We start from the raw sequence: 20,703 nt of genomic DNA, 5'->3' as shown, positions 1-20,703 counted from the left end.
CGAGCGCCGGCGAGGTCAGAAGGAGTTGATCGCCTCCTGCTCGGTGTCGTAGGCATCGAACACCGTGAGGAGCCCGGTGAGCATGAACAGATCTCGAGCTTGGTCGGTCACGTTGACCAGTTTGAGTTTCCCGCCTTCGCGGGTGACGCTCTTGTAGCTCGATACCAAACCGCCGGCTCCAGCGGAATCGACGCGAGGCACCGCTGCGAGGTTCAGCAGGATCTTTTTCGTCCCGGCGTCGATCAGATTCCGGATCTCCTCCGTGAGCCGAATCTCGCCCATGCCGAGGACGAGGTCGCCGGTCAGATCCAGGATGGTGACGCCGTTGACGCTACGTTCTTTGATCTCCATGGAACCCTCCTCTGTGGGGTGGTACTCCCCGCGCGCCGGAGCGGGGGAGCTTGGTGCGCAGGGTGAGTGTGAACCGCCCTCGCGGACCGTGGGCGGCCGCGAGGGAATCGACGGCTGTGCGCATGAGGAGCACACCGCGTCCCGACGCGCGCAGCACTCCCTCGGCGAGGCGCGGATCGGGCACGGTGTCGGGGTCGAATCCCGGTCCCTGGTCGCTGATCTCGATCAGTAGTTCGTCGTCCTCGATATCGAGGACGATCTCGACCGTGGCGTCCGGAGTACCGTCGCCACCGTGTTCGATCGCGTTGACCACCGCTTCGTGTAGTGCCAGCTCGATCGGCCAGACCGCGGACTCGTCGCCCCACAGGCCGTACAGGATCGGCGTGAGCCGGGCGCGCGCTCGCTCGATCTGCTCGATTCGGCTGCCGATCACGACACACAGCGGCAGCCGGGTACCGGCATCGACTCCCATGGGACGCGTCACCGAAACCGCTGAACTCGCTGGTCGTTCGCCATCTGTGCACTCCTCGAATCGAAGGTGTCAGCATCGAGAACAATCAGAAACGCACGCACAAGACTACCGCCCGGGACCTGCTCACAGCCGGTGTTGCCGGTGCGGAGGTGTGGTGTTGTGTCGGGTCTCAGCGGAGCCTGTCGGCTTTCGCGATGTTGTGGGCGGTGGTCCCGAGGCGGGTGAGGCGGGCGTCGCCGAGGGGGGTGAGCTTGCCGCCGAGCCGGTTGGTGACAAAGGCCAGCGACATGCCCGTCTCGGGGTCGGCGAACGCGCCGGAACCGCCGAGGCCGAAGTGGCCGAAGGCCGAAATCGGGTCGGCCTTGGACGGTTTCATAGGGACGCCGTGGAAACCCAGCGCCCACGGAATGCGGAACGCGAGAACATAGTCGGGAGTGAAGACCTGGCGGGTGGCGAAGCGGCGGATCGACCCGGGCTCGAGGACGCGGGTGCCGTCGAGCTCGCCGTCGTTGGCCAGCGCCGCGTAGACGCGGGCCAGCGCGCGGGCCGAGAACACACCGTTGACGCCCGGCATGACCGAATCGTGCACGCGCGGATCGACGATGAGGTCGGCGAAACCGCGCGGCGTGGTCTCCGCGGCGGCGGCGTACCTGGTGCGGGTGAGCAGATCGGAACCCCGGTCCCAGTCCATGCCCGCCGCCCGCAGTCGCGGGAAGGTGGTGGCGATGCGGTGCCGCTCCTCCTTCGGCACCCGGAACCAGAGTTCGTCGGCGCCGAGCGGTTCGGCGAGTTCCGTGCGCACGACGTCGACGAAATCGCGGCCCGTCACCCGGCGCACCAGTTCGGCGGCCAGGTGCCCGTAGCTGATCCCGTGATAGCCGCTGGTGACGCGATGCCGGGGATCGGGGGTGGCCGCGGCCAGCGCGGCGGTGACGGCCTCGTCGTCGAGGAAGCGTTCGGCGGGCCCGGGCAGCAGACCGCGCAGCCGGTGCAGGCCGGCCCGGTGGGTGAGCACATCGCGGACCGTGATGTGTCCCTTGCCCGCCGCCGCGAACTCGGGCCAGTACTCGGCGACCGCGGTGTCGTAGTCGAGCTGTCCGCGCTCGGCGAGCTGATGGATCACCGTGGAGGCCACGCCTTTTCCGGTGGAGAAGGCCAGCGCCACCGAATCCGACGCCCAGGGCACGCCGGGGCTCGCGTACCCCGCCCACACATCGACCACCGGTTCGCCGTGCAGGTACACGCACAGCGCGCCACCACCGTGCGACGGCTTGCGGAACAGACGGTCGAACATCGCGACCAGGCTGACGAAACGGCGATCCACCGACTGCGTTGTCGAAACTCCCATCGTTCGAGCATGCCACCCCGCACACAGGACCGGTCGGTACGGTGATCGTTTCCTGACCGTCACATAGATGACCGCGAGCGCAATACATCGTCCATAGCATGTGGATATGCCCCCGAGACGACGATCGGCGCTGCTCGCGAGGCTCGTGGTGGACGAGCCCGGCCGCCCCCAGGTGATCCTCGGCGAACTACGCCGGGTGATCCTCGACGGCGCCGTGCCGCCGTGCACCGTGATTCCCCTGCGTGAAGTGGCCGTGCTGTTCGGGGTGAGCCACATCCCCGTGCGCGAGGCGCTCAAGACGCTGATCGGCGAGGGACTGGTCACCCACCGCCCGCAGCGCGGCTACCAGGTGGCCCAGCTCACAGCCCGCGAATTGCGTGAGATGTACATCGTGCGCGACACCTTGGAAACCGCCTCGCTCGCGGCCGCGGCGACCAATGCGGGCGAGGCCGAGCGCGCGCACCTGCTCGCGGTGAACGAACTGCTCGAACGGGCGATCCTCGACGACGACCCCGAGACCTATCAGCGGCAGTCGCGCAGCTTCCATGTCGCGCTGACCCGGCCGTCGCGGATGTTCCGGCTGTTGCACATGCTCGAATCCGCGTGGAACGTCACCGAACCCGTGCAATCGATGGTCCACATCGACCGGTGTGACCGGGAACGGCTGCACACCGACCACATCGCGATGCTCGACGCGTTCCTGGCCCGCGATGTCGAACGGCTGCTCGCCGCCGCCGAGGAACACCACCGCCGACTGGAATCGGTCATCGCGACCCTGCCCACCGACACCGGATTGCTCGCGCCGGAAGATATATCTTCGGTGCAATAGCCGGGAAATTGTCGGGAAACCGAAGGGCAACTGCTGATACTTACCGTCAGCGAAGCAGATTCACCCTTCGGATGGGAACGACCATGACCGATACCATCACCTCCTCGGCGGGGGTACCCGCCGGTGATCCACCCGCCTACGATCCGCGGCTGACGAACGAGGATCTGGCGCCGCTGCGGAAACAGAGCTGGGGCACCTACAACATCTTCGCGTTCTGGATGTCGGATGTGCACAGTGTCGGCGGATATGTCACGGCCGGTAGCCTTTTCGCGCTCGGCCTGGCCAGCTGGCAGGTGCTGGCGGCGTTGCTCATAGGTATCACCATCGTCTATTTCTTCTGCAATCTGGTGGCCAAGCCCAGCCAGGTGACGGGCGTGCCCTATCCGGTGATCTGCCGCAGTGCTTTCGGGGTCCTCGGCGCGAATATCCCGGCGATCATCCGCGGGTTGATCGCGGTCGCCTGGTACGGCATCCAGACGTTCCTCGCCTCCGCCGCGCTGGATGTCGTCCTGGTGAAACTGTTTCCGGGGCTGGCGCCATACGCCGTCACCGCCGACTACGGGTTCCTGGGGTTGTCGCTGCTCGGCTGGGGGAGCTACCTGCTGCTCTGGGTGGTGCAGGCGTGCGTGTTCTGGCGCGGCATGGATTCGATCCGCAAGTTCATCGACTTCTGTGGTCCCGCCGTGTATGTCGTCATGTTCGTGCTGTGCGGATATCTCATCGCGAAGGCAGGCTGGGGCGCGATCGACCTGAGCCTGGGCGAGGTGAAGTACACCGGCTGGGCGTCGGTGCCGGTGATGCTCGGCGCGATCGCGTTGGTGGTGTCCTACTTCTCCGGGCCGATGCTGAATTTCGGTGACTTCTCCCGCTACGGCAAGAGTTTTCAGGCCGTGAAGACCGGTAATCTGCTCGGCCTGCCGGTGAATTTCCTGCTGTTCTCGTTGCTGGTGGTGATCACCGCGTCGCTGACGGTGCCGGTCTACGGTGAATTGATCACCGATCCGGTCGCCACCGTCGCCAAGATCGATTCCACGTTCGCGATCGTGCTCGGCGCGCTCACCTTCACCATCGCCACCATCGGCATCAATATCGTCGCGAATTTCATCTCGCCCGCGTTCGATTTCTCGAATGTGAGCCCGCAGCGGATCAGCTGGCGGGCGGGCGGCATGATCGCCGCGGTCGGTTCGGTGTTGATCACGCCGTGGAATCTGTACAACAATCCCGATGTCATCCACTACACGCTCGAGGTGCTCGGCGCCTTCATCGGCCCGCTGTTCGGGGTGCTGATCTGTGACTACTACCTGGTGCGCAAGCAGAAGGTGATCGTCGACGATCTGTTCACGATGTCCGAGCGAGGGGCGTACTGGTACCGCAAGGGCTATCACCCGGCCGCGGTCGTGGCGACGGCTGTCGGCGCCCTCGTCGCGGTGTTCCCGGTGCTGGCCAACAGCCTGCCGGGGATGCACACCGCGGCCCAGTACAGCTGGTTCATCGGCTGCGGTCTCGGTTTCCTCACCTACTATCTGCTGACCGCGGCCAAGCGCGCGGCGGCTACCCAGGAGGTCGGTGCCTGATGCGGATCCGGGTCGTCAACCCGAACACCACCCGGGCGATGACCGAGACGATCGAGCAGTGCGCCCTGGCCGTCGTCGGCCGGGGCACGCTGCTCGACGCGGTCACCTCCGAGACCGGTCCCGTCTCCATCGAGAGCCACTACGACGAAGCGATGAGTGTGCCCGGTCTACTCGCGGCGATCCGGCAGGGCGAGGCCGACGGCGTGGACGGCTATGTGATCGCCTGCTTCGGTGATCCGGGGCTGGACGCGGCCAGGGAACTGGCGGCGGGTCCGGTGATCGGTATCGCGGAGGCGGCCATGCACACCGCGAGCCACCTCGGCCGCGGGTTCAGTGTGGTGACGACGCTCGGCCGCACCCTCGGTCGCGCCGCCGACCTGGCCGAACGCTATGGGATGGACCGCTTCTGCCTCGGCATGCACGCCTGCGACCTGCCGGTGCTCGCCCTCGACACCGACCCGGACGCCCGCAAGATCGTCACCGAAGCGTGCCGGACGGCCGTGGCCGCCGACGGCTCCGACGCGGTGGTGCTGGGCTGCGCGGGCATGGCCGACCTGTGCGCGCACATCAGCGCGGAGATCGGTGTGCCGGTGATCGATGGCGTCGCGGCCGCGACCCTGACCGTGCAGTCGCTGATCACGCTCGGGCTGCGCAAGTCGGGCAGGGGAGAGTTCGCCGCGCCGCCACCGAAGCCTTACACCGGGTTGCTGGAATCGTTCGGCTCCTGAGTGCCGGTGCGCCCGGTCAGACGGCGATCGCCTCGGGCGTCAGCGCTCGCAGGACGGCGTCGAGGTCGTCGACGTCGACGACCAGCCGGGTGAAATCGGGTCCGTCCAGGTCGATGCGGACAGCGCTGCCGCCGAAGGTGGTGTCCCAGAATTCCTTCCGGCCCTTGCCGCGGTAGACGCCGGCGGCGATGACGCCGGGGATGAAGGTGCCGGGTGCGCGGACCCACGGCGGGCGCAGGTCGACCTCGGCGGGGCGGATGCCGGTGATGGCGGCGCGGTCGATCACGACCTGCTGGCGCAGGGCGAGCAGGCGATGCCCGCCGAGCACATTGACCGTCACCGTGTCGTCGTTGATCTCGACCTCGACCATCGCTACCTCACTCGCCGTCGGTGGAACCGTTCCCTGTTCAGGGTCCGCGCCCGGCCTGGTCGGCGACTGTGGCCAGCCTGTGATTTCACCAAGAAGTCTAAACATCGGCAGATATAGATATGCGCATCTAACGAATAGATGCCTCCTCGGTGTGGGTGGACAGCGTGCTGTCAGGGAAAACGGCAAGGAGGGGAGGGGGCTAGGCCTGGGTGGCGGTGTGCGCCCGGTCGGCGATCTCGAGCACCTCGGCCAGCCACGGCGTGTACCGCCCCGGATTGTCGGCGAGGTCGGCCCGCAGGGCGTGCGGGGCGATCCAGGCCCAGGTGGCGATCTCGGCGGGATCGGGCCGCGGTGGCACATCGCCGACCACGCCGATCACGACGTGGTCGTATTCGTGCTCCACCCGGCCGGTCTTCTCGTCGCCCGCGCGGTACCGGAAGGTGCCGACCTCGGTGAGCTCGGCCGCCATGCCGAACTCCTCGCGCAGCCGGATCGCGGCGGCCTCGAGCACCGCCTGACCGGGCGCGGGATGACCGCAGCAGGTGTTGGCCCACTGCAGCGGGAACCTGGTCTTCACCGCGGCGCGCTGCTGGATCAGCACGTGGCCGTGCCGATCGAACAGCAGTACCGAGAAGGCGCGGTGGAGCGTGCCCGGTGGCCGATGAGCATCGGCCACCGAGCACGCTCCGATCGCCAGACCCGCGTCGTCGACCAGTTCCACGGAAAGGGCTTCGCGGTCGGTCGACAGTTCGGCGAGCTGTTCGGTCACCTGGCCACCTTATCGGCGACGATCATCAGGTACTGGAAGCTCCCCTCGCGGTAGGCGGTGAGGAAGGGCTGCTCGACGCCGGTGGCGAGCTCGGAATGGGTGCGAAGCTCCCAGTACGGGATGGTGTCGGGGGTGAGGTCGACCACGGTGGTGGGGATGAGGCCGTTGTCGGACAGGGCCCGGAAATACTCGCTGCGCGGATGGATCATGCAGCCGTAGTGCGCGTCGATCCAGCTCACCGAGGCGGACCGGCCGCCGGTCACGTCATTGGAGCAGCCGGTGATGCAGACGTAGCGGCCGCCGGGTTCCAGGAGCCGGGCGAACTCGTCGAACAGGTCGAACAGGTCGACGTACATGGTGGTCTCGTTGGTCCAGATGCCGCGCACCGACTCGTCGGCGAAGCCGGTGTCGAGCATGTTGCGGAAGTGGAACTTGACCCGGTCGGTGACGCCACGCGTCGCGGCCTGGTCGTTGGCGAAGCCCACCTGGTATTCGGAGATGGAGACCCCGTCGACCTGGCAGCCGAAGCGCTCGGCCGCCATGAAGCTGGTGCCGCCGCGGCCCGAGCCGCCGTCGACGAGGCGGTCCGCGTTCTGGATCGGCCCGAGATTGTCGAGGAGGAAGTCAGCCTGGGCGGTCTCGAGCCGGTGCAGTTCCCGCACGATCCGGTCCTGCTTGGTCGCGTCCGGCCCTTCGATGACCGACCAGTCGGGGGCGCCGATGCCATAGTGGTGGTGGTAGAGACCGTCGACCTCGCCGAGCTTGGTGTTCACCCGATCGTCGTTGGGGTTGTTGTTCCAGTAGGCCGCGACGGAGCGCTGGTACGTGGTGCGCAGGACGGTGCGGTCGGTCTGGGGGTTCGCGATGGTCATCGGTCGTCCTCTCCTGGAGCGATGTCGTGGTAGCGGCGGCTGCCGGCGTGCCAGGCGCGGTTGCCACCCATCCAGGCCCACAGGCCGGCCAGGAATCGGCGCAGCTGGGGTGAGCCCGCGGCGGCGAGCGGGGCCGCTTCCCGTTCGAAGCGGTGCATGAGCTCGTCGTGGATCTGTGCGGTTCGCAGGACCGCGTCGGCGCGGCCGCAGCCCTCCTCGGCGGCCAGGACCGTCGGCAGGTTGAACTCCCTGCCGCCGGAAAGGTCCTCGCGCGCCATCGAATACAGGTCGTTCACCATCTGGGCGGCCAGCGCGGCCGTGGTGGTGACCCGTCGGACGGCCGGATCGGTGTACTCGGGGGCCCCGAGCTCGTAGCCCCCGACGACGTCGATCGGCGCCATACACGGCAGGAAACTGTGCGGCTGCCGGTTGGTGAGGTACTCCCAGACCGGTGGCATCCGGTCCGCGGCGCGCCAGCCGGCCTCGGCGCCGAGCGCGATGAACCAGCCCGCGATCTCGGTGCGTAACCTGGCCAGCTGCGCCGGGCTCGCGTACCCCGCCAGGCACGCGAAGGAGGTGCGGAACGCGCGCAGGATCGGGTCGGCCTGCATGGCCTGTTCGAGCCGGGGCGCGTACCGCGCGGGCAGGTGCGCCGGGTCCATCGCGGCCGCGGCGAGCTCGAGCCGGGGTCCGAGTTCGGCGGCGGCGCTGGACGGGGTGCCGTCGGGTGCGGTGTCGCCAGGGGCGTCCTCCTCGCAGTAGTAGTCGTCGACCGACCATTCGGCGACCGCGCAGCGGGCGGCGCCCAGGAGCAGGTCGGGGTCGTCGCAATCGGGGTGGGCGAGCATGATCAGCCGGCCGAAGTCGGCCTTGCCGAGTTCGTCGAGTCGGCCTTCGTAGAGGCCGATCTCGGCGGCCCAGGCGAGCAGGCCGACATTGACGGCCTCAGCCAGCGCGGGATCGTCACGTTCGGGTGGCGGACAGTAGAGAGGCGGAATCTTTTGCGGTGCACCGCTCTTCGTCTCGGTGACCGGTGGAGCCTGCTCGCTGCGCCACAGGCTGGTGGTGCCGAGGCCGGTCGGACCCGGCAGCCGGCGCGGGCCGAAGGGTCGGGGCGCGGACGGCGAAACCCGGTGGGGGAGTGTGGATGCCGAGGTGCCGAGTCGGGTGAACAGGACCGCGGGTGCCGTCGCGTCGTGCAGCAGGGCGGCCACCGTGGCGGCGAGCTCGGTGCTCGCGTGCGGCGCCGCCGCCCTGGTGAGGATCGACACGGCGCGCGCCGCTCAGTCGGCCCGGCGCGCGACGAGGACGTCGTCGAGAACGCCGAGCGCGTCGGGGACCAGAACGGCGGCCGAGTAGTAGCAGCTCACCAGGTAGGACATGATCGACTGGTCGTCGATCTGCTTGAACCGGACGTTGAGGCTCGGCTCGTACTCGTCGGGGATGCCGGTCTGATGCAGCCCGACCACGCCCTGGTCCTTCTCCCCGATACGCATCGCCATGATCGAGGTGGTCTGCGTGGCGCTGACGGGGATCTTGCCGCACGGCAGGATCGGTACGCCGCGCCAGCCGGGGACGCGGTGGCCCTGGAACTCCACCGGGTCGGGATACAGTCCGCGGCGCGAACATTCGCGACCGAACGCCGCGATCGCCTTCGGGTGCGCGAGGAAGAACTTGGTGCCGCGGCGCATGCTCAGCAGCTCGTCCATGTCGTCGGGGGTCGGCGCGCCGGACTCGGTGGTGATGCGCTGCTTGAGGTCGCAGTTGTGCAGCAGGCCGAACTCCGGATTGTTCACCAGGTCGTGCTCGCGGCGTTCGTAGAGCGCCTCGACGGTCAGGCGCAACTGCTGGTCGACCTGGTTCATCGGATCGTTGAACAGATCCGCGACGCGGGTGTGGATCCGCAGCACGCTCTGCGCCAGGCTGAGCTCATATTCCCGGGGACTCGCGTCGTAGTCGACGAAGGTGCCCTCGAGCAGGGGCTCCCCGGAGTGACCCGAGGAGATCTCGATGTCGGCCTCGCCCTTGGAATTCTGCGTCCGCTGCGGCGCCCGGGCGGCGTCGGAGCGAATGCGGGCGAGGTCGGGATTCATTTCCAGGAATTGCTCGAACGATTGTCTTGGCAGACACAGAATTGTCGTTCTGGTCACCGTTTTCACGGTGTCCGGCCAAATGGCCGACGGGTCGGTGAGCATGTCCTCGCCGTAGTAGTCACCGCCTGACAGCATGCCGAGTTTGGTCGACTCGCCGTATTCACCGGAGCCGATCCTGGCGAGTTTCCCGTGGACGACCAGGATCACCTGGTCCATGGGATTACCGAATTCGGCGACGACGGCGCCGGGATCGAGATCGTACTGGACGAAATTGTCGGCCAGCGGGCGCAAGATCAGCTCGTCGTCGACATCGCGCAGCGCGGGCAGTTCGCGCAATTCCTGGGGGATCACCCTGGCGCGCGCACCGTCGACGACGAACTCGACCTCGCCGTTGCCGACGGTGTGGGTGAGTCGCCGGTTGACGCGGTAGATACCGCCCGCGACCTGCACCCACGGCAGCGCGCGGGACAGCCACCGGGAGCTGATGCCCTGCATCTGCGGCTCGGATTTGGTGGTGTGCGCCAGCTGATGCGCCGCGGTGGTACTGAGGCTCTTGCGGACGGAATTGTCTGTGGGCAGCGGCATTTCGATGGTCATGGAGATCCTCACCTCGGGACGGAAATCGGCACGGCCGATCGGCCTGTGTGGCGCGACGATGCGCGACAGGCTGGGGGTGGGTAACGATGCGAATCGAATGGTCCTGCGCGGGGTGAAACCGGGCGTGTGAAACGGTGTTACACGAAAGTCGATGCGTGTCAGTGCGTTCCGGACGAGTTCGATGGTAGGTGGTCGGCGGTGCCGTGCGCGAGCTATTCGCGAAAACATGGCTGTGACCGGGAGATCCCTTGCGCGGTAGGCGATTGCGGGCCACGAGATGTCCTGGGATGAATCGCGGATCGATGCCGGAATCGGATCCGGGGTCGTTATCGTCGGATCATGTTCACCTGGATATACGAGCTACCGATCTGGCTGGACTTCCTTCTCATCACCGGCACGGCCGTCGGGCTCACCGTGACCGGGATCCTGCTCAGCAGAGCGGCGGTGCAGCGCGCGTTCGGGCCCGAACCCGGCTGGAACGAGACCGTCACGATGGTGCTCACCGTCGGCGGGGTCTTCTACGGGTTGCTGCTCGGGCTCATCGCGGCCGCCACCTACGAGTCCTACGACGTGGCGCAGAGCCGGGTCGCCGACGAGGCCGCCGCGATCGGCACGCTCTACCGGGAGGTGAGCGCCTATCCGGAGCCGTACCGGGAGCTGCTGCGCGAGGATCTCGCCGACTACACCCGCGATGTGCTCGACGTGGTCTGGCCCGCGCTGCGGGAGGGCGAGGAGCCGATGGGCGGCACCGCGCTGGTGACCAGGTTCCAGGGCCACCTGCTCGAATTCCGGCCGTCCAGCAGTGCGGAGGAGATCGTGCACGCCGCCACCATCGACCAGTTCGCCCGCTTCGATTCCGACCGCAGGCACCGGATCAATGCCACCAAAGGCGGCATTCCGGACGTGCTCTGGTGGACGATCCTGGTCGGCGGCGCGGTGAACCTGGTGCTGCTGTGCCTGTTCAGCCTCGGCAAACACGCGCATCTGGTGCTCGGTGGATTGTTCGCGTTCTTCCTCGGCGCGATGATCTTCCTGATCGCCGCGCTGGACTATCCGTTCCGCGGCGATCTCAGTGTGAGCAGCGAGCCGTTCGACAGCGTCTACGTCAACGTGATGGGCCGCTGAACTGCCACGGTGTGACCCGAATCGCCGCAACATGCGGCCTGTCACAGCCGACACATAATGGAGGTCCGGTGTGGTTAGCTCATATGAGCACATCGGGGTGTGTGAGGTGTGTCACTTTCAGCAGGGTAGGCCAGGTGGGAATGGTGGATATCAGTCCAAAAGGTGTGGTCGGTTCGATGCAGCGGTTGCTGGCTACCGCGCAGAACGGACTGGAGGTGATCCGCTTCGGCGGATTGGCCCACGATGTCGAGTCCTCGCCCTTCGAGGTCGTCGAGCGCAGACGCATGTACCGGCTGCGCCACTACTTCCCCGACGATACGACACCGGGCCGCCCGGTGGCGCTGCTGGTTCCGCCGCTGATGGTGAACGCCGACATCTGGGACGTGAACGCCGCGGGCGGTGCCGTCGGCATCCTGCACGCGAGCGGAATCGACTGCTGGGTCATCGATTTCGGCTCGCCGGCCACCGAGGAGGGCGGCTGGGAACGTGACCTGGCCGACCACGTGCTCGCGGTGGACTCGGCCATCGACACCGTGTGCGAGGCCACCGGCGCGCAGCTGCACCTGATGGGGTACTCGCAGGGCGGCATGTTTGCCTACCAGACCGCCGCCTACCGGTACGGCAAGGGCGTGGCCTCCATCGTCACCTTCGGCAGCCCCGTCGACATCGTCGCGGGCATGCCGTTCGGGCTGCCCTACGGCGTGGTCTCCGAGGTCGCCGACTTCCTGGCCGACCACGTGATGCACCGCCTGCCGATCACCGAGTCGATGGTGCGCATCGGATTCCAGATGCTGGACCCGGTCAAGACCGCCAAGTCGCGGATCGACTTCCTGTTGCAGCTGCACGACCGGGAAGCGTTGCTGCCCAAGGAACGTCAGCGCCGCTTCCTCAACAGCGACGGCTGGGTGGGATATTCGGGTCCCGCGGTCGCGGATCTGCTCAAGCAGTTCGTCGCGCACAACCGGATGATGCTGGGCGGCTTCGTGATCCGCGATCACCCGATCTCACTGGCCGAGCTGCGGTGCCCGATTTTGGCCTTCGTCGGCGAGGTCGACGACATCGGCCAGCCCGGTGCGGTGCGCGGCATCGTGCGGGCCGCGCCCAACGCCGAGGTCTACGAAGCCAGTTTGGTGGCAGGGCATTTCGGTCTCGTCGCCGGTTCGACCGCGACCAATCACACCTGGCCGATGGTGCGCGACTGGATCGCCTGGATGGACGGCAACGGCGCGCTGCCCGAGCAGATCGTGCCGATGAAAGAACACGTGGCGAGCAACGCCCCGCGCACCGCGGCGACCCGGGTGGTGCACACCGCGGCGTCGCTGGCCGAGGCGGGCGCCGGCGTCGGCAAGGCGCTGGAAGGCATCGCCAGCAACACGATTCGCGGTTCCGTCGAGATGGCGGGGGAGGCCGCGCGGGCGCTGCCGCGCCTGACCCGGCTCGGCATGATCCAGCCGCACACCCGTATCTCGCTGGGCAAACTGCTGCACGAGCACGCCAAGCGGGCGCCGCAGAAGGACCTGTTCCTCTTCGACGACCGGGTGCACACCAACGCCGCGGTGGAGGTGCGCATCGACAATGTGGTGCGCGGCCTGATCTCGGTCGGCATCCGGCCCGCCACCAGGGTGGGCGTCGTCATGGAGACCAGGCCGAGCGCGCTGGCCGCCGTGGCCGCGCTCTCGCGCCTCGGCGCCGTCGCGGTGCTGCTGGCCCCCGGCGCCGAGCTGGACCGGGCGATGGAGCTGACCGGTGTGCAGACGCTGATCACCGACCCGGAGAACCTGCGCACCGCCGCCGCGACCGGCGCCAGGGTGCTGGTGCTCGGCGGTGGTGACGCCCGGCGGCTCGCGCTGCCGACCGGGGACCGGGTGATCGATCTCGAGCAGATCGACCCGTCGAAGGTGCGCGTGCCCGCGTGGTACCGGCCCAATCCGGGCCTGGCGCGCGAGCTCGCGTTCATCCTCGTCATCGGCACCGGTGACCGGCTCGAGGCCAAATACATCACCAACCACCGCTGGGCGCTGTCGGCGTTCGGCACCGCCAGCGCGGCCGACCTCGATCGCCGCGACACCGTGTACTGCCTCGCGCCGCTGCATCACTCGTCGGGTCTGCTGGTGAGTCTCGGTGGCGCGATCGCGGGCGGCAGCCGGATCGCGCTGGCCAGGCCGATGGACATGGAGCCGGGCCGGTTCGCCGAGGAGGTGCACCGCTACGGCGTCACCGTGGTCACCTACACGTGGACGATGCTGCGTGACCTGCTCGACGCGCAGGTCTTCCCGGCCGGGCACAACCACCCGATCCGGCTGTTCATCGGCTCCGGCATGCCCGCCGGGCTGTGGCGGCGCACCCTGGAGCAGTTCACCCCGGCCCGGGTGCTGGAGTTCTACGCCTCGATCGACGGCGATGTGGTGCTGGCCAATGTGCCCGGCGCCAAGATCGGGTCCAAGGGCAGGCCGGTGCCGGGCACCGCGCACGTCGAACTGGTCGCCTACGACCCGGTCACCGAGCAGATCCTCGTCGGCGACGACGGTTTCGCGCGGCGCTGCGCCGACAACGAGCCGGGTCTGCTGCTCGGCAAGTCGGTCGACGGTGGTGACCTGTCCGACGGTGGGCTGCGCGGCGTGTTCCGGGCCGGAGACGCCTGGTGGCCGACGGAGAACCTGTTCCGGCGCGACAGCGACGGCGACTACTGGCTGGTCGACCGCCGCGACACGGTGATACGTACGGCGCGCGGGCCGGTGTTCACCCAGCCGATCATCGACGTGCTCAACGACATCACCCCGGTCGACATGGAGGTCGCCTACGGGTTGACGACGCCGTCGGGTGTGCTGGCCGTGGCCGCCCTGAGCGTGCGCACGGGGTTCCGCATCGAACCGGGTGACGTCACCGAGGCGATGCGGGCGCTGGCCCCCGATCAGCGACCCGATCTGGTCTACGTCGTCGACGAGATCCCGCGCAGCACCAGCTTCCGGCCGTCGGCCACGGCGGTGCAGGCCGCCGGCCTGCCGAAGGCGGGGCCGAACACCTGGATCTACCACCGGGAGGCCGACGTCTACGAGGTGCTCACCGACGCCGCGGCCGCGGCGTTGTTCGGCGGCCACTGAGTCGAGTCCGGTCCGATCGGTGCGCGTCGGGTAGATTGCCCGCGGCACTGATCGGCGTCCCGCGCTCCGGCGCGGGCGGACTCGGAGGTTCGGTAGTGATCGGCTCTCGGACGGGGACTGTCGCGGCTCGACTGGCGGCGCCGGTGGCTGTGCTCGCCGCGCTGCTCGCGGTCGGCCCGCCCGTCGCGATCGCCGAGACCGGACCGGCTGGGCTCGAATTCTATTCGCCCGCAGCGGATCTGGTGCCGGGCGAGCACGGCTCGGTGATCCGGTCGCGACCGCTCACCGGCGATCCCGCGCTTCCGGGTGCGCGCAACTACCTGGTGCTGTACCGCTCGGTGGACATGCAGGGCGCTCCGGTCGCGGTCTCCGGCACGCTCGCGGTGCCCGAGGGCGAGCCGCCCGCCGGTGGCTGGCCGCTGATCTCGTGGGCGCACGGCACCACCGGCACCGCCGACGTCTGCGCGCCGTCGCGGGACACCGACCCGTCCTTCCCCGCGCACGACTACACCGCACTCGCCCGCGACGTGCAGGCGCGCTGGATCGCCGCCGGATACGCGGTGGCCCAGACCGACTACCAGGGACTCGGCACGCCGGGCGCGCACGGCTACCTGATCGGGGAGGCCGAGCAGCGCGCCGTGGCCGATATGGCGACCGCCGCCCGGGTGGTCGCGCCGGAGGTCGGCACCCGATGGGTGGCGATGGGGCATTCGCAGGGCGGGCAGGCCGCGATCTTCGCCAACGCGCGCTCGCAGGAGTGGGCGCCCGGGATGCGGCTGCTCGGCTCGGTGGCGATGGCCCCGGCATCGCACCTGGGCCCGGTCGTGCGGGGGCTGGGCGTGATCGGGCACGCCGGGATCGCGGCGGACCGCATCCCGGCCGGTTCGGTGGCGTTCCTGCCACTGTTCATTCGCGGCGCGGAAACAGTCGCCCCGATCGACCCGTCGACTTTCCTTGCGCCGCAGGCATTGTCGATGCTCGGTCAGGCCGACGACCGCTGCGTCGGGCAGCTGCGGGCCGCCGACTCCTGGGGTGGACTCGATCCGGGCACGGTGTTCACCGATGACCCGGACGTCGACGCGCTCACCGGGGTCCTCGACGCCAACGACCCGAGCTCGCTAGCGCTGACCACACCGCTGCTGGTGCAGCAGGGGTCCGGCGACACCGTGGTGCTGCCGCTCGCCACCGACGCCATGGTGGCTCAGTAGCGGATCGCGGGTCAGGCGGTGGACTACCGCACCTACTCCGGCATCGACCACCGCGGCCTGCTCGACGCGGGCTACGACGATGCCCTGGCCTGGGTGAACACCCGCTTCGGCCGCTGAGCGACCCGCGACGGACGGTGGTTCCTACACCCGGAACTCGGTGACCGCGTCGATGACGCGGGTCTGCTGCGCTTCCGAGAGCAGCGGCCACAGCGGCAGCCGCACGATCGTCGCCGAGAAGTTCGCCGATCGGGTGCAGGGCACCGGCGTGCGGCCGTACTTGAGCCCGGCCGGGCTGGAGTCCAGCGGAATGTAGTGGAACGGCGCGACGATCCCGCGCTCGGCGAGATGGCCGATGATGCCGTCGCGGCTCTCCTCGGTCGGCATCCGCAGGTAGAACAGGTGCGCGGTGTGGCCGCGGTCGGCGGGCACCGTCATCGGACGGACGTCGTTGCGGGCCGCCCACTCGGGCAGCGCGGCCGCGTAGGTGTCCCACACCCGGTGGCGCTGCTGCTGGATGGTGTCGAACTCGGCCAGCTGCGCGTCCAGGACCGCCGCGTTGAGTTCGCTGGGCAGGTAGCTCGAGCCGATGTCCTGCCAGGAGTACTTGTCGACCTGGCCGCGCAGGAAACGCGCCCGGTCGGTGCCCTTCTCGCGCATGATCTCGGCGCGACCCATCAGGATCTCGTCCGAGAGCAGCAGCGCGCCACCCTCACCGCAGTGCACGTTCTTGGTGTCGTGGAAGCTCTGGGTGCCCAGCGTGCCGATGGTGCCGAGCTGCCTGCCGCGCCAGGTGCCGCCGAGGCCGTGCGCGTTGTCCTCGATGATCGCCACCCCGTGCTGGGCGGCCAGCGCGAGCAGTGGCTCCATGTCGGCGGCCACGCCGCCGTAGTGCATGACGACGATCGCCTTGGTGCGGTCGGTGATCGCGGCCGCCGCGGCCGCCGGGTCGATGTTGCCGGTCGCGTCGTCGATGTCGACGAACACGCACGTGGACCCGCGCAGCGCCATCGCCGTCGCCGCCGAGGTGAACGCGAAACTCGGGACGATCACCTCGTCCTCGGGCCCCAGCTCCAGCAGCAGCGCGCCGAGTTCGAGGGCGTGCGTGCACGAGGTGGTCAGCAGGGCGTGGTCGGCGCCGGTGATGGCCTTGATCTTCGCCGTCGCCGACTTGGTGAACCGGCCGTCGCCGTGACTGTGATCGGAATCGAGCACGGCCAGCAGATTGGCGCGCTCGGCGGCGGCGCGGAACGGCCTGCTGAAGATGATGCGCTCGTTCACTCGTGGTGACCCTTCTCCGCCGCGGCTGCCGGCGCCACGGCGTCGACTCGATGAGACACGGCCGGCGCATGCATCGTATCCGGGCGCGGCGTGGGGCTCTCGACCGTCAGGTACAGCGGCTTGCCGACCAGGATGTGCAGCGCCACACCGAGATACTCCGCGATCAGGCCCAGCGAGAACAAGGTGGCACCCGAGCACAGCAGCAGCACGACGATGATCGACGCCCAGCCCTCGGGATTGTGGTTGTCCTGGGTCAGTGCCTGCGCGATGATCACCGCCGCCATCACGACACCGCCGAGCGCGAGGGTCAACCCGAGCATGCTCACCAGACGCAGGCCACGGGTGCCGCTGCACAGCACCATCTTCCAGAACAGGGAGAACAGGCGGCGGTAGTTGTAGCCGGACTCGTCGCGGCCCTCGGCGCGCAGTTCCACCGGCACCTGGACGGCGTTGCCGACCACCCAGGTCAGCGCCACGTCCAGGTACACGCCGTTGGCGGCGACCTCGGCCAGCTGACGGCCGATGTCGCCGCGGATCAGCCGGAAGCTCTCGAACCGCGTCGAGTCCGGGAACGCGAACACCGTCGCCAGCACGATCTTGGCGCCGCGTGAGGTGAGATTGCGCAGGAAACCGTGCGGGCGGGTGTTGGTCGGCTTCGAGTAGACCAGGTCCGCGCGCGAGGCCAGCGCGGCGTCGAGGAAATCGGCGATGAAGGCCGGATCGTGCTGGCCGTCCTCGTCCATGGTGACGATCCAGTCGCCGCGTGCCGCGGCCATGCCCGCGATCGTCGCGGCGTCCTGGCCGAAGTTGCGGCTCAACCACACCGGGCGCACCTGCGGGTAGGTGCGGGCCAGGTCCTGCAGCACCACGTCCGAGCGGTCGGGGCCGTTGTCGTGGACGAGGATGATCTCCTCGACCGCGAAGCGCGCGCCGTCCTTCGACGTCGACGGACCGGTCAGCCGGTCCAGCTCGGCCACCAGCGCCGCGATCGTCTCCTCGCCGCGATACACCGGGACCACCACCGACACCGAGTGCACCGGGCGCGACCCGTTGCGGTCGGGCGCACCGGCACGCAGAACGGCGCCGGAGCGGGACGAGGGTGCGGGAGGAAGCGGCATCGTCGACTTTCGTGTCTATTGGCGGCTGGCGCCGAGGACAGCAGAGACTCCTGCGGTGGTGCGCACTTTAACACCGGAATGCGACGCTTCGTGGTGTGGCATCGTGGGGCGATCGGAGGGTATTCCTGCAATGCCCGTGCGGCGGTGGCGCTGTGATCGTATACCTGTAGGGTCTGGTCCTCGTGGTGGAAAGTAGAACCCCTCCCCGTCGTGCCGTGTACCTGTGGGGCTTGATCACCTCCCTCGGAGTGATCGCGGGCTACGGCGCGGTTCTGCTGGCCAACGCCAGGCACTTCTACACCGACGACACCGAATCCCAGTACGTGCCGCTGTGGGTGATGCTCGGCAGGCGGCTGCGCGACGGTGATCTGCCGGTGATGGTGCCCGAGCACTGGATGGCCGGAAACTACTCGATCGAAGAAGCGGGACTGCTGAATCCGCCGCAGCTGCTGATCGATCTGATCGCGCCCTCGGTAGACAATCTCGTGCTGTACGCGACCGTGGTGAAACTGATCTTCGCGATCATCCTCGGCCTCGGCGTGTACCGGATCTGCCTGGCCTACGGCTCGAAGGTGCAGTGGGCCGCGCTGGCCGGCGTCTCGATCCCGTTCACCGGGTGGCTGTTGTTCTTCGACGAGGCCAGCTGGATGACCGCGTTCACCGGCACCGCGTGGATGGTGCACGCGTGGGCCTCGGGAGTCCGCTACGCGCGCGGCCGGGGCGGGCCGATCCCGGTGTTCGTCTACCTCTACCTCGCGATCTCGGTGCAGTACATCTTCCCGGCGGTGGAGGCCGGTCTGATGATCGGTGCCGTCGCGGTCGGCGAGCTGATCTACCAGAAGGCGTGGAAGCCGCCGCTGCGGCTGCTGGCGGTCGCCGGGCTGGCGGCGCTGGCCGGGGTGGCGACCTACCTGCCGTCGATGCTGTCGGCCAAGGTGACCTGGCGTGGCACCGCCCAGATCAACAACGACCAGTTCCTCACCGTGCCGTGGTCGGAATCGCTGAACGCGAGCCTGCCCTCGACGCTGCCCGCCTTCACCTCGTGGTGGGGCTATGTGCAGCCGCTGCCGGTGGTCTACATCGCCTGGTTCCTGATCCCGGCGCTGGCATTCATCGACTGGGGTAAGGCGCGGGCCGCGTGGCGCGAACTCAGTGGCATCGCGCTGTTCGCGATCGCGGCGCTGATGTGGACCGCGGGCCCCGGCACGATCGGCCCGCTGCGCTGGCCCGCCCGCGTGCTGCCGATGGTGGCGCTGGGTCTGCTGCTGCTGGTCTGCGTGCTGCTCGGCCGGTTCGCCACCTTCAAGGACTGGCGTTCGCGCGGCATCGCCGCCGCGGTGCTGATCGGTCTGCTCTGGGTGCGCTCGTTCTCGGCCGACCCGCACAACTGGGCGGTCCACGTCGGCGCGGCGCTGGTCCTGGCCGCGCTCGGCGCCGGGGTGGTGTGGCTGGCGGTCCACAAGGGCACCTCGGCGGCGGTCGCGCTGGCGATCGTCGCGGTGTTCCCGATCGCCTACTTCCAGGTCGACCGGGCGCAACCGACCCCGATGAGCTGGAACCTGCCCAGCGACCGCGCGGCCGCCATGGCCGCGTTCCCCGACTTCGCGGGCACCACCCTGCAACTGGGTGATCGTGCGCTGATCCAGCCGGGGGAGCGCACCCTCGACGGCGCCTACGGTTCGCTGGTGTTCGGCAACTACGCCAAGGACCTCGAACTCACCTACGTCAGCGGGTACACCCCGAACGGGCACTACTGGTTCGGCGACATGCTCTGCATGCGCTGGGACACCAGCGTCTGCCCCGACGCGTACCGGCGCGCGTTCGCGGTCGAGCCGTCGACCGGCAAGACCATCGTCGACCTGATGAACGTCGACCGGGTCGTCCTGCAGCGCGCGCTCTACCCGGACGCGCGGGCCCAGGAAGCGCCCGCGGGCTGGAAGTGGGTCGACTACCCGGGCCACGAGAAGTACATCGCGGTGCTCGAACGCGAGAACGGCCTGATCTCCACCCGCAACGGCCGCGTCTCCGCGGTCGAGGGCGGCACCGCGGTCTCGGTGTCGGAGTCCGACACCACCAGCGAGGTCAGGGTCAGTTCCGAGAACGGTGGCCGGGTGGTGTTCGCGCGGCTCGGCTGGCCGGGCTACCGGGCGAGCATCGACGGCAAGGACGTGCCGTTCACGGTGGTCGCGAAGAGCTTCGTCGCGGTCGACATCCCCGCGGGCACCCGCAACGGCGACCTCGAGCTGACCTGGCGTCCGCCGGGCTGGAAGATCGGCGGCGCCGCCATCGTGCTCGGCCTGCTCGGCCTCGGGCTGTTCCAGTGGCTCTACGTGCGCGGCCGCAAGCCCGAGGACGAACAGGACGCGCCCGCGGCCGAGTCGATCCTCGCCGACGACACCGAGCTCGCGGACGCGGTGCGATGACCGCCGAGGCGGCGTCGGCGGGCGGCGTGCTCGAGACGCCGGGCCCGCTGCTGCGCATCGTCAAGCGCCAGGAGCTGGCGTTCGCGATCGTCGGCGGCTTCAACACCCTGCTCGGCATGGCGCTGACGGTGTTCTGGCTGAGCGTCTTCGGCGACGGCAGGCCAGGGCTCGCGGTGGTCGCGGCGTACGCGGTCAGCATGGTGCTCGCGTTCGTGCTGCACCGCACCCTGGTGTTCCGGGTGCGGGGGCGGGTGCTGCGCGACTTCGTCGCCTTCTGCGGGGTCAACGCGGGCGGGCTGGTGCTCAACGTGATCCTGGTCGAGGTGGCCGTGACGGCGCTGGGGTTCCCGGCCGCGCCGGCGTCGGTGATCGTGATGGGTCTGGTGGCGGTGCTCAGCTTCTTCGGGCACCGCTACATCTCGTTCCGGCGGGCGCGGTAGGTTAGGG

At 68.8% G+C, this 20,703-nt stretch carries 18 protein-coding genes; 8 read left to right on the top strand and 10 right to left on the bottom strand.

Going from position 1 to position 20,703, the window contains the following annotated elements:
* Positions 1–15: 15 nt before the first annotated feature.
* From ACFYWJ_RS32710 to ACFYWJ_RS32700, 3 genes are all read right to left on the bottom strand, one after another.
* Positions 16–351: an STAS domain-containing protein gene (locus ACFYWJ_RS32710; protein WP_355281752.1), complete on the bottom strand. Its 336-nt coding sequence runs from the start codon at positions 349–351 to the stop codon at positions 16–18.
* The gene (locus ACFYWJ_RS32705) at positions 332–823 is read right to left on the bottom strand and encodes an ATP-binding protein (protein ID WP_355281754.1); all 492 of its coding nucleotides are present in this window, start codon (positions 821–823) and stop codon (positions 332–334) included. Before ACFYWJ_RS32705 ends, ACFYWJ_RS32710 begins: the two co-directional genes overlap by 20 nt.
* 169 nt (positions 824–992) lie before the next feature.
* Entirely contained in the window at positions 993–2,171 is a 1,179-nt protein-coding gene (locus ACFYWJ_RS32700) for a serine hydrolase domain-containing protein (protein WP_355281757.1), read from the bottom strand.
* A gap of 106 nt (positions 2,172–2,277) precedes the next feature.
* On the opposite strand from ACFYWJ_RS32700, the gene ACFYWJ_RS32695 reads away from it, so the two are divergent.
* The 3 genes from ACFYWJ_RS32695 to ACFYWJ_RS32685 all read left to right on the top strand — a co-directional run bounded on the left by ACFYWJ_RS32695 (position 2,278) and on the right by ACFYWJ_RS32685 (position 5,302).
* Positions 2,278–3,000, top strand: a complete 723-nt coding sequence (locus ACFYWJ_RS32695) for a GntR family transcriptional regulator (RefSeq protein WP_355281760.1) — start codon at positions 2,278–2,280, stop codon at positions 2,998–3,000.
* Between the two features lie 83 nt (positions 3,001–3,083).
* Positions 3,084–4,574: an NCS1 family nucleobase:cation symporter-1 gene (locus ACFYWJ_RS32690; RefSeq protein WP_355281763.1), complete on the top strand. Its 1,491-nt coding sequence runs from the start codon at positions 3,084–3,086 to the stop codon at positions 4,572–4,574.
* Entirely contained in the window at positions 4,574–5,302 is a 729-nt protein-coding gene (locus ACFYWJ_RS32685) for an aspartate/glutamate racemase family protein (RefSeq protein WP_355281765.1), read from the top strand. The genes ACFYWJ_RS32690 and ACFYWJ_RS32685 overlap by 1 nt, the downstream gene beginning before the upstream one ends.
* A gap of 16 nt (positions 5,303–5,318) precedes the next feature.
* On the opposite strand, the gene ACFYWJ_RS32680 is transcribed toward ACFYWJ_RS32685, so the two are convergent.
* From ACFYWJ_RS32680 to ACFYWJ_RS32660, 5 genes are all read right to left on the bottom strand, one after another.
* Positions 5,319–5,672: a hypothetical protein gene (locus ACFYWJ_RS32680; protein WP_355281768.1), complete on the bottom strand. Its 354-nt coding sequence runs from the start codon at positions 5,670–5,672 to the stop codon at positions 5,319–5,321.
* 199 nt (positions 5,673–5,871) lie between these two features.
* Positions 5,872–6,441 carry an isopentenyl-diphosphate Delta-isomerase gene (idi, locus tag ACFYWJ_RS32675; RefSeq protein ID WP_355281771.1) on the bottom strand — a complete coding sequence of 190 codons (570 nt, stop codon included), beginning with the start codon at positions 6,439–6,441 and terminating at the stop codon, positions 5,872–5,874.
* On the bottom strand, positions 6,438–7,313 hold the full coding sequence (locus tag ACFYWJ_RS32670) for a geranyl diphosphate 2-C-methyltransferase (protein ID WP_355281773.1): 876 nt from the start codon (positions 7,311–7,313) through the stop codon (positions 6,438–6,440). The genes idi and ACFYWJ_RS32670 overlap by 4 nt, the downstream gene beginning before the upstream one ends.
* The gene (locus ACFYWJ_RS32665) at positions 7,310–8,584 is read right to left on the bottom strand and encodes a family 2 encapsulin nanocompartment cargo protein terpene cyclase (protein ID WP_355281776.1); all 1,275 of its coding nucleotides are present in this window, start codon (positions 8,582–8,584) and stop codon (positions 7,310–7,312) included. Before ACFYWJ_RS32665 ends, ACFYWJ_RS32670 begins: the two co-directional genes overlap by 4 nt.
* Positions 8,585–8,596: 12 nt before the next feature.
* A complete protein-coding gene (locus ACFYWJ_RS32660) occupies positions 8,597–10,003 on the bottom strand; it encodes a family 2B encapsulin nanocompartment shell protein (RefSeq protein WP_355281779.1) in 1,407 nt (468 codons plus the stop codon).
* Positions 10,004–10,342: 339 nt separating this feature from the next.
* On the opposite strand from ACFYWJ_RS32660, the gene ACFYWJ_RS32655 reads away from it, so the two are divergent.
* The 3 genes from ACFYWJ_RS32655 to ACFYWJ_RS32645 all read left to right on the top strand — a co-directional run bounded on the left by ACFYWJ_RS32655 (position 10,343) and on the right by ACFYWJ_RS32645 (position 15,437).
* Complete coding sequence (locus tag ACFYWJ_RS32655) at positions 10,343–11,128, top strand: hypothetical protein (protein ID WP_355281782.1); 786 nt, start codon at positions 10,343–10,345, stop codon at positions 11,126–11,128.
* A gap of 140 nt (positions 11,129–11,268) precedes the next feature.
* Positions 11,269–14,229, top strand: a complete 2,961-nt coding sequence (locus ACFYWJ_RS32650) for an AMP-binding protein (RefSeq protein ID WP_355281785.1) — start codon at positions 11,269–11,271, stop codon at positions 14,227–14,229.
* A 143-nt stretch (positions 14,230–14,372) separates the two neighbouring features.
* Entirely contained in the window at positions 14,373–15,437 is a 1,065-nt protein-coding gene (locus tag ACFYWJ_RS32645; protein ID WP_355281787.1) for a lipase family protein, read from the top strand.
* A gap of 141 nt (positions 15,438–15,578) precedes the next feature.
* On the opposite strand, the gene rffA is transcribed toward ACFYWJ_RS32645, so the two are convergent.
* Both rffA and ACFYWJ_RS32635 read right to left on the bottom strand, forming a co-directional pair.
* Positions 15,579–16,715, bottom strand: coding sequence for a dTDP-4-amino-4,6-dideoxygalactose transaminase (gene rffA / locus ACFYWJ_RS32640; RefSeq protein ID WP_355281789.1), 1,137 nt, complete (start codon positions 16,713–16,715; stop codon positions 15,579–15,581).
* Entirely contained in the window at positions 16,712–17,752 is a 1,041-nt protein-coding gene (locus tag ACFYWJ_RS32635) for a glycosyltransferase (RefSeq protein ID WP_355281850.1), read from the bottom strand. Before ACFYWJ_RS32635 ends, rffA begins: the two co-directional genes overlap by 4 nt.
* Before the next feature lie 296 nt (positions 17,753–18,048).
* On the opposite strand from ACFYWJ_RS32635, the gene ACFYWJ_RS32630 reads away from it, so the two are divergent.
* Together ACFYWJ_RS32630 and ACFYWJ_RS32625 are read left to right on the top strand one after the other, a co-directional pair.
* The gene (locus tag ACFYWJ_RS32630; protein ID WP_355281851.1) at positions 18,049–20,256 is read left to right on the top strand and encodes a hypothetical protein; all 2,208 of its coding nucleotides are present in this window, start codon (positions 18,049–18,051) and stop codon (positions 20,254–20,256) included.
* Entirely contained in the window at positions 20,253–20,696 is a 444-nt protein-coding gene (locus ACFYWJ_RS32625) for a GtrA family protein (protein WP_355281791.1), read from the top strand. Before ACFYWJ_RS32630 ends, ACFYWJ_RS32625 begins: the two co-directional genes overlap by 4 nt.
* The last annotated feature ends 7 nt before the right edge of the window (positions 20,697–20,703 follow it).

This window comes from Nocardia sp. NPDC003269 (genome assembly GCF_042888005.1).
Taxonomy (GTDB): Bacteria; Actinomycetota; Actinomycetes; order Mycobacteriales; family Mycobacteriaceae; genus Nocardia.
The sequence above is the reverse complement of the archived record's forward strand: the minus strand, read 5'-3'. Positions and strand labels throughout refer to the sequence as shown.

What these genes read in the sequence shown, in the direction of transcription:
- ACFYWJ_RS32660 (WP_355281779.1), bottom strand. Translation starts at nt 10,003, where the DNA reads ATGACCATCGAAATGCCGCTGCCCACAGACAATTCCGTCCGCAAGAGC.
- ACFYWJ_RS32680 (WP_355281768.1), bottom strand. Translation starts at nt 5,672, where the DNA reads ATGGTCGAGGTCGAGATCAACGACGACACGGTGACGGTCAATGTGCTC.
- ACFYWJ_RS32695 (WP_355281760.1), top strand. Translation starts at nt 2,278, where the DNA reads ATGCCCCCGAGACGACGATCGGCGCTGCTCGCGAGGCTCGTGGTGGAC.
- ACFYWJ_RS32705 (WP_355281754.1), bottom strand. Translation starts at nt 823, where the DNA reads ATGGGAGTCGATGCCGGTACCCGGCTGCCGCTGTGTGTCGTGATCGGC.
- ACFYWJ_RS32650 (WP_355281785.1), top strand. Translation starts at nt 11,269, where the DNA reads ATGGTGGATATCAGTCCAAAAGGTGTGGTCGGTTCGATGCAGCGGTTG.
- ACFYWJ_RS32655 (WP_355281782.1), top strand. Translation starts at nt 10,343, where the DNA reads ATGTTCACCTGGATATACGAGCTACCGATCTGGCTGGACTTCCTTCTC.
- ACFYWJ_RS32700 (WP_355281757.1), bottom strand. Translation starts at nt 2,171, where the DNA reads ATGGGAGTTTCGACAACGCAGTCGGTGGATCGCCGTTTCGTCAGCCTG.
- ACFYWJ_RS32670 (WP_355281773.1), bottom strand. Translation starts at nt 7,313, where the DNA reads ATGACCATCGCGAACCCCCAGACCGACCGCACCGTCCTGCGCACCACG.
- ACFYWJ_RS32685 (WP_355281765.1), top strand. Translation starts at nt 4,574, where the DNA reads ATGCGGATCCGGGTCGTCAACCCGAACACCACCCGGGCGATGACCGAG.
- ACFYWJ_RS32710 (WP_355281752.1), bottom strand. Translation starts at nt 351, where the DNA reads ATGGAGATCAAAGAACGTAGCGTCAACGGCGTCACCATCCTGGATCTG.
- ACFYWJ_RS32690 (WP_355281763.1), top strand. Translation starts at nt 3,084, where the DNA reads ATGACCGATACCATCACCTCCTCGGCGGGGGTACCCGCCGGTGATCCA.
- ACFYWJ_RS32625 (WP_355281791.1), top strand. Translation starts at nt 20,253, where the DNA reads ATGACCGCCGAGGCGGCGTCGGCGGGCGGCGTGCTCGAGACGCCGGGC.